General features: G+C 69.8%; 7 protein-coding genes and 5 pseudogenes. 5 read left to right on the top strand and 7 right to left on the bottom strand.

All coding sequences use genetic code 11. The features are described from left to right. Positions 1-722: 722 nt before the first annotated feature. Positions 723-815: pseudogene (locus tag AB0G52_RS40725) on the bottom strand (transcriptional regulator); the annotation flags it as partial. A gap of 26 nt (positions 816-841) precedes the next feature. Here AB0G52_RS40725 and AB0G52_RS40720 point away from each other — a divergent pair. Further along, positions 842-1,108: pseudogene (locus AB0G52_RS40720) on the top strand (transcriptional regulator); the annotation flags it as partial. A 4-nt stretch (positions 1,109-1,112) separates the two neighbouring features. Continuing rightward, positions 1,113-1,202 (top strand): annotated as a pseudogene (locus AB0G52_RS40715) (transcriptional regulator); the annotation flags it as partial. 93 nt (positions 1,203-1,295) lie between these two features. Here the strand turns inward: AB0G52_RS40715 and AB0G52_RS40710 are convergent. After that, a pseudogene (locus AB0G52_RS40710) lies at positions 1,296-1,592 on the bottom strand (SDR family NAD(P)-dependent oxidoreductase); the annotation flags it as partial. 65 nt (positions 1,593-1,657) lie between these two features. Here AB0G52_RS40710 and AB0G52_RS40705 point away from each other — a divergent pair. Then, positions 1,658-2,587, top strand: a complete 930-nt coding sequence (locus tag AB0G52_RS40705) for a LysR family transcriptional regulator (protein ID WP_361344291.1) — start codon at positions 1,658-1,660, stop codon at positions 2,585-2,587. Positions 2,588-2,593: 6 nt separating this feature from the next. Here the strand turns inward: AB0G52_RS40705 and AB0G52_RS40700 are convergent, their stop codons facing one another. Continuing rightward, positions 2,594-3,013 (bottom strand): VOC family protein, encoded by a 420-nt coding sequence (locus AB0G52_RS40700; RefSeq protein WP_361344288.1) that lies wholly within the window; start codon positions 3,011-3,013, stop codon positions 2,594-2,596. Positions 3,014-3,068: 55 nt separating this feature from the next. On the opposite strand from AB0G52_RS40700, the gene AB0G52_RS40695 reads away from it, so the two are divergent. Together AB0G52_RS40695 and AB0G52_RS40690 are read left to right on the top strand one after the other, a co-directional pair. Beyond that, on the top strand, positions 3,069-3,677 hold the full coding sequence (locus AB0G52_RS40695) for a TetR/AcrR family transcriptional regulator (RefSeq protein ID WP_361344286.1): 609 nt from the start codon (positions 3,069-3,071) through the stop codon (positions 3,675-3,677). 621 nt (positions 3,678-4,298) lie between these two features. Beyond that, positions 4,299-4,904 carry a DUF4241 domain-containing protein gene (locus tag AB0G52_RS40690; RefSeq protein WP_361344283.1) on the top strand — a complete coding sequence of 202 codons (606 nt, stop codon included), beginning with the start codon at positions 4,299-4,301 and terminating at the stop codon, positions 4,902-4,904. 107 nt (positions 4,905-5,011) lie between these two features. On the opposite strand, the gene AB0G52_RS40685 is transcribed toward AB0G52_RS40690, so the two are convergent. The 4 genes and pseudogenes from AB0G52_RS40685 to AB0G52_RS40670 all read right to left on the bottom strand — a co-directional run. After that, positions 5,012-5,239 (bottom strand): hypothetical protein, encoded by a 228-nt coding sequence (locus AB0G52_RS40685; RefSeq protein WP_361344279.1) that lies wholly within the window; start codon positions 5,237-5,239, stop codon positions 5,012-5,014. A gap of 141 nt (positions 5,240-5,380) precedes the next feature. Next, the gene (locus AB0G52_RS40680) at positions 5,381-5,809 is read right to left on the bottom strand and encodes a MarR family transcriptional regulator (RefSeq protein WP_361344275.1); all 429 of its coding nucleotides are present in this window, start codon (positions 5,807-5,809) and stop codon (positions 5,381-5,383) included. Continuing rightward, entirely contained in the window at positions 5,809-6,225 is a 417-nt protein-coding gene (locus AB0G52_RS40675) for a polyketide cyclase (RefSeq protein ID WP_361344272.1), read from the bottom strand. The genes AB0G52_RS40680 and AB0G52_RS40675 overlap by 1 nt, the downstream gene beginning before the upstream one ends. Before the next feature lie 122 nt (positions 6,226-6,347). Continuing rightward, positions 6,348-6,506: pseudogene (locus tag AB0G52_RS40670) on the bottom strand (leucine zipper domain-containing protein); the annotation flags it as partial. Positions 6,507-6,694: the final 188 nt, after the last annotated feature.

The raw sequence follows: 6,694 nt of genomic DNA, 5'->3' as shown, positions 1-6,694 counted from the left end.
GGCTTCACTGGTACAACTACCACCGACCCCACACCGGCATCGGAGGCCAACCCCCAGCCAGCCGCGTCACCAACCTGTCCGAACAGCACACCTAGTGCCGCCGGCCGACGTTCGCCCCGTCGACCACCTCAGGCAGCAATTCGCCGGCCGTGTGCGGCTGGGCCGGTGGGCCCCAGGAGGACCGAATTACTGCGTCGGGTCGGGGTGCGGCAAAACTCGCGGAGTCGTCGGCTTGCCGGGCTCGGACTCGGCATCGCCGAGGTAGTAGACGGCACCGGATTCGCGGTGAGGTGTGTTCACGAGCAGCCAGCCGACGATCCGCCCCCGTGTGTCGCGAACTTGCCACGGATCGAGACCTTCCCCCCAGGAAACCTGCTGGGAAGCCGGTGTCATTGACGAAGGCGACGGAGCTGAAATTGGCGGGGTCTGTGGGATCCATGGCCGCCGGGTCGCAAGCACTCAGAACTGACACGACGAGTGCGGCGATGGGCCAAGCTCTGTGCTGACGAGCACCCAAGTCGAACCTCCCGTTCGGCGACGAGAGCCTACAGAAGGTAAACGTTGCCTGATCCCGGCACTGCGGACCTGGCCGTACTGCTCGCCGACTGCGTCACTGTGCCGGGAACCAGCGCCCGTGGGACTGCGTCCGGGTACAACCCCTCCGCACCGGACCTGTGGTCGTCTCGGTGCGGAGGGTGTCGTCAGCGCTGCCGGACCACTGCTCACGCGGCGAACCCGATGGTGGTGACGTACTCGTACTGGCCCCACCGGGAGCCGAGGTCGACCACCGCGTCGTCCACCCACGCGCTGTCCAGCACGTCGCCGTCGCCGACGGCCCATGGCCGGCCTCACCGCGACCGACCGGGTCGTCCGGGCCTGGCTCGCCAGCGCCCGACCGCCCTCCCGCCGGAACCTGGAACGGATCGAGCAGGCCTACCGCAGTGTGCAGCGCGAGAACGTCGCCCGCTACCTGCTCGCCCGTCTCAACCGCGAGGGCCGCGACACCCGGGTGGAGTTCCACCCGCTCAACCAGTCACAGGTCTCCCGTCCGCACCAGCGGCCCGTGAGGTTCCGGACGCTGAACGTGCGGCGCTGGGACCGGCTCGTCGCGGGACGTCCTCGCCGACTACATCGCCACCCCGATCACCGCCCGGCGTGGCCTGCTGGGCCGCCTGCACTACCTCACCCGGTCCGGCCACGCCTGGCAGGGCCCGCTGCACGTCCTGGTGAACAATCCGGGCGTCATGGCCTGCCCGGGCAGTACACCGAGCAGGGCTCGCGGGCGGCGGCGCGTGCCAGGCGGCGGTGAAGGCCGTGACGGATCCCGGGTCGGCGAGCTCGAGCTGGGCGGCCCGCACGTTCTGGTTGCCGGTCGACGCGGTGACGTCCTCGGCGACGCGCTCGCCCGCCGCCGCGTCGCGCACGGCGGGAGTGACGCTTGCGCCCGTCGCTGCCAGGACGCGGGCGGTCTCGGCGCCGAGTCCGGACGAGGCCCCGGTGACCACCACCCGGCGGCCGGTGAGATCGATCCCCCGGGTCCGAGTCCCTGGTTGGCGCCCGTGACGAGGGCGATGCGGGAGCTGTTCATGCACCCACGCCAAGAACGCCACCTGCATGCGTCCAACGAAAGTTCGGCACAGCTGTATGCGTAAACATCATGGACTTCTCCGATGTGTCCCTCACCGCGCTGCGCGTCCTGCGCGCCGTCGCCGAGCACGGAACCTTCACTGCGGCCGCCGCGACCCTGGGCTACACGCAGTCGGCGGTGTCCCGGCAGATCGCCGCGCTCGAACGGGCCGCGGGCGCGGAGCTCCTCGAGCGGCGCCGCGAGGGCGTACGCCTCACCGCGGCCGGGCGGCTCGTCATGCGGCGCGCGACCGCTGCGCTCGACGAGATCGACGCCGCCGCCCGCGAACTGTCGGGCCTGCCCGAACAGGCCGCCACGGTACGCCTCGGCTGGCTGCCCAGCGCCGGTGCCGTCCTGGTGCCCCGCGCACCGGCCGCCCTGCACCGTACGCACCCGGGCATCCACGGCGCCGGCAGAGAGGGCGGCACCCCGGCACTGGCGCGCGCCCTGCGGGCCGGCAGCCTCGACCTGGCCCTGCTCACGTCGGCACCGCCGTTCCGCCCACCCGACACCGAGTCACCCCCGCTCGAACTGCAGACCCTCACCGAACACGCCCTGCGCCCGGCGGTACCCGCGGACCATCCACTGGCCCGCGGCGACTTCACCGACGACGACGACCTGCGCGGGCAGCGCTGGACCGCGGGTCCCGCCTCGGGCGAGGACAAGCCAATAGGTGTGTGGCCCGGCCTGGACGAACAGCCGGCCATCACCCACACCGCCCGCGACCGCCTCGCCAAACCCCACCTCGCCACGGCCGGGTACGGGCTGACCACAGCACCCGCACCACTGACCCCCGCCGCACCCCCAGCGGTCCGCATCCTGCCGGTCCCCGGCGACCCCCAGAAACAACGACACCTGCTCCTCGCCCGCCGCCCTCAGGCGCCGAGCGAGCCGGTGGCGCGCGTGGCAGCGGCCCTGCGCGCGGCGGCTCTCACTCCGGACGCGCCCGGCGCCCCGTGACGCCGGTCAGTCCTGTGCCGTTTCGATCAGCTCGAGGAGGTTGCCTTCCGGGTCGGTGACGTACGCGTACCGCATGCCTTCGCTCGCGCCGGGCGCGGGCGGCGACACCACTCCCGCACCGCGTTCGGCGGTCAGGCTCGCGAACGCCGCGTCCAGATCCGCAACGCGCAGCGCGAGGTGCGTGAAGGTCTGCGCGGAGGTGGCCGCGAACGGATCGGCGTGCGTGACCGGGCTCGAACCGGAACGTTCGACCAACTCCACGCGCAGTCCAGCCGCGTCACTCAGCACGGCGGTGCGGACCCCTGCCGTTGGCATCTCGATGCGTTCCTCCACTTCGGTGAGGCCGAAGGCGTCGCCGTACCAGGCTTCCTGAGCGGCGAGGTCGGCGACCGAGAGGCTGACGTGGTGGAAACGGGCAGCGATCATGGCAACTCCCATGGTTAACAGCACTTACCTGGTGAGTGCTGTTAACCTTAGGCGCATGAGCCCTCCTGTCAAGCGGCGCCCTACCGGACGCCACCACGGGGACCTGCGCAACACCCTGCTGCGAGCAGCCCTGGAGCTGGTCGCCGAGCGAGGACCGCACGGCTTCACCCTGGCCGAGGCCAGCCGCCGCGCAGAGGTGAGTGTCGCGGCGCCCTACAAGCACTTCGCCGACCGCGAAACGCTGCTGGCGGAACTCGCCACGCAGGGCTACCGCGAGCAACGGGCCCGCTTCGCTGCAGCCCTGGACAGCAGCGAGGACCCAGTGGAGCAGCTCGCGGCCTTCGCGTCCGCCTACGTCCGCTTCGCCGCCGAGGAGCCGGCACTGTTCGATGTCACCTTCCACGCGGGCCTGGACAAGTCCCGGTTCGACGAACTGGCCGCGGCCGGCGACGAGCTGGCCCGTCTCCTTCTGCCGGTGTCCCGCCGTCTCGCTTCCGACGAGGGCGACGCGTTCGACTTGCTGATCCGGGTAGCCGGCGCCGCCCACGGGCTTGCCGTGTTCCTCCGTCAGGGCCTGTTCGGGATGGGTGGTGGGGCCCTCGCTGACGCGGAGGAGAAAGCTGCCCGCGCCGCCCGGGACATCGCGCGGCAGGACGACACCTGATCTTCCCGGGCACCAGCACCCGCCAGCCGGCCGCCCGACCGCCGGCCGCACTGCGGACGGTATCTGCCGGCCGCGACGGCTGTAGCCGCGTCCGTACGTCGGTCACCGCCGTCACCCCAGGGAAGCGCGGCGCCCACGGATGCGGACACGCCCGTGGGACTCTCCACCCGGGAGACTCGGTGAGACGTCAACTGAAGCCGCAGGCCACGGCAGCACCGTAGGACACGCCCCCCGAGATCCACATCGGCCTACCATCTCCCCTGCATGGTCTCGAATGCGGCGCCATATTCCGAGCGCCAAGATCCTGCCGAGCAAGCCGGCAGCCGTGGTGCGTGCGGCGGTTCATCACCTGCCGTGGACACAGGTGTGCGCCCCAGGAAACGACAGCGCATCACGTCACCACAGAAGGAAGTGGCCGAGCCGGTGGGAATGCCAGCAACCTCAGGTCACCGGCATCGAAAGATCCATCGTCTTCATGAAGCTGCTGAGATGCACCTGGCTGTGGACAGCAACAGGTCTGTTGCCTCTTTCCGTCGGCTCTTGAGATCCCCCGGCACAGACCCCGGTGTTGCTCGGCCCTAGAGTGTGCGCCGCCACTCCCTCTGATCGCTGGGGTCCAGGATGACGCAGGTCGACGCACCCAAACTCGACGCAGTATTCACCGACGGTGCCACCGTCGAGACCGCGAACGGGGTCTTCAGGGTGGCTGTGACTGAACTCGGCAACCTTGATCTGCCGAGCGGGCAGCTGTATGCCTGCGACCCGTTCGTCGAGCTCGACCAAGACAGCGCGTCGGCCTATTCCGCGAGCGTGCCGGCAGGCAGTTATCCGATCCAGGTGGCGCGCGTCCGGCGGGACGGGACGCCAGGCTCATGGGTGGTTGCCGTGAAGCTCGTGATCTGGGACGAACCCGCCTTCACCTGGGAGGTCGACGATGACCGGCCCGGGTACGGAGTCGACGCCGGCGCAGGTTGTTTCATCGACCTTGAGTCTGTGCCGGTCTTCGAACAGCTTCACGAGGGTGGAGGCGACAGTCCGATCCGGGCGGCCTTTCGTCAAGTCGACGGCGACGCGGTCGCGACGGTCCTGACCGACACGGCCAGCGGACGAACGATGGCGGTCTTCAACTCAGGCCCGGGTGACGGCTACTATCCCACGTGGATCGGCCGCGGGGTCTCCGGAGAGGTCGTCTGCTTCGTCACCCAGTTCATGAACCCCGAGGCATGAACCCTGGGCGAAGCATCAGAGCGCGGATCGGACCAGGCGCTTTCAGGGGGTCGGCGCACGTCGTCGCGGTAGTCCGACCAGCCGCCCCGGCCGACCTCGACCACGCACTACGTCACCCGCTCACCCTTGCGCAGGTAGCGCAGGACCGGTGAGCGGGTCGTCACCACCGGCCCCTCGTTGCACGCGGGTCGGCGCACGGCGACCTTCCGGACCGCCTTCCACGCCGACGCGCACGACGCGGAGCCGGCGGCGGTGGCCGGTGGTGCGGCGGACAGCCCGGTCGTGAGGACGGCGGCCACGGCGGCCGCCGTGGTGAGCAGACGTCGACAGTGCATACGCCCTCAACCGCCGGCTGCGTCGGCTCCGGCGCCTCGAGAAGCTCGCGGTCCTCCCGCTTCGCCTCGATCACCTTCTGCAGCGCCTCCTTCGCAGTGATCGACGACGTCCGGCGGCTTGCGGTTACCGGTGAGGGGGTTTCAGGATTCGGGACGAGCCAGGCGGCCGAGCAGGGACACCGCGTCATCGAGAGGCACCGGCTGGAAGAACCGCGCGTCGGCGCGTTCAACCGCGGCAATCGCGCGAGGGGCCAGGTCGGCGCCCGCGCCGGTGACGCGCAGTCGTTTCGCGCGGGTGTCGGCCAGGTCGACTGCACGCTCGATGAGTCCTTTGCGTTCCAGGGTGCGTAGTACCTGGGAGGTCATCTTGACGTCGGTGCCGGCTTGGCGGGCGAGAGCCAGCTGGTTGGGATGCTCGCCCTGGCTGTTGAGCCACCATGCGCAGGCGAGCAGCACGAACTGCACATGGGTGAGATCGAGTGGGGCCAGAGCTGCGGCGATGTCACGCTGCCAGCGCAAGGTGGCATGCCACAGCAGGAATCCGGGGCTGTCGCCGGGGCTGAGGGGCATCAGCTCAGAGCCAGCTTGGCCAGCGAGGCCATCGTGTCGGGCCAGTCCGCGGTAATGCCCGGGCCGATCTGCGGGCCGACCTCGTCGGCGCCGGTACCGGTGATCTCCATCCGGTACACCACCCGGATCCGGTCCTGGTCGATCCGGTCGATCCGGTGGGTGGTGCGCAGCAACAGGCCGTTGAAGCTGGCCTCGTCGACGAACAGCTCGTCTTCGACCGCCTCGGCGATGCGCAGCAGTACCGGGTCGTCCCCGGGCGGTGTCATCGTGATCTGCGTTCCCGCCGCGAACGGGCCACTCATCTCGATCTTCTCGATCTCGGCGTTCCAGGTGCCCCAATTCTCAACGTCGGCCCAGAGCCGCCAGATCGCCTCGGGGGTGGCGCTGGTCTCGATGCTGTGCTCGTACTCCCACATGAGTGATCTCCTCAGCCAGATAATCTGCGATTAGATTATCTCTGCAGAGACTATCTGTCCACGATCCCACCCCGCAGCGTCGTGATCACCCACCCCGACCACTGGCGGTGTCGTGCGGGGGACGGATCGCCCTCGGCTCGCCAACGGCGGATCCACTTGTGGGCCGCGGGGCGAGAGATGCTCATTTCGGCGGCCACGTGAGCGATGGGGCGGCCGGCGTGCACTCGTTCGACGAGCAGGCGCCTGCCGTGAACGGTCAGCCGGGCATTACGGTGGGACACGGTGGCCTCCGGTGCGGTGCAGTCCTGGACAGCTCCACCACACCGGAGGTGATCAAGCCCGGCCCGTGCCAGCAACGCTCGTGATCAATACGCCTAGTACTACAGCCGGACTTCTGTATTTCGGCTGGTCAACGGCCTGGCGGTGGGGAGTGTAGCGGGGGTGCGGCATGCGTGGGGCGGGCTTGGAC

The sequence above is a fragment of the Streptomyces sp. NPDC021562 genome (genome assembly GCF_040640875.1).
In the GTDB taxonomy this organism is placed as follows: domain Bacteria; phylum Actinomycetota; class Actinomycetes; order Streptomycetales; family Streptomycetaceae; genus Streptomyces.
This window is presented reverse-complemented; position numbering and strand designations above follow the sequence as displayed.

Bases quoted from the DNA above. Each gene is read 5' to 3' on its own strand.
- AB0G52_RS40705 (WP_361344291.1), top strand. From the start codon at position 1,658: ATGGACTTCTCCGATGTGTCCCTCACCGCGCTGCGCGTCCTGCGCGCC.
- AB0G52_RS40700 (WP_361344288.1), bottom strand. From the start codon at position 3,013: ATGATCGCTGCCCGTTTCCACCACGTCAGCCTCTCGGTCGCCGACCTC.
- AB0G52_RS40695 (WP_361344286.1), top strand. From the start codon at position 3,069: ATGAGCCCTCCTGTCAAGCGGCGCCCTACCGGACGCCACCACGGGGAC.
- AB0G52_RS40690 (WP_361344283.1), top strand. From the start codon at position 4,299: ATGACGCAGGTCGACGCACCCAAACTCGACGCAGTATTCACCGACGGT.
- AB0G52_RS40685 (WP_361344279.1), bottom strand. From the start codon at position 5,239: ATGCACTGTCGACGTCTGCTCACCACGGCGGCCGCCGTGGCCGCCGTC.
- AB0G52_RS40680 (WP_361344275.1), bottom strand. From the start codon at position 5,809: ATGCCCCTCAGCCCCGGCGACAGCCCCGGATTCCTGCTGTGGCATGCC.
- AB0G52_RS40675 (WP_361344272.1), bottom strand. From the start codon at position 6,225: ATGTGGGAGTACGAGCACAGCATCGAGACCAGCGCCACCCCCGAGGCG.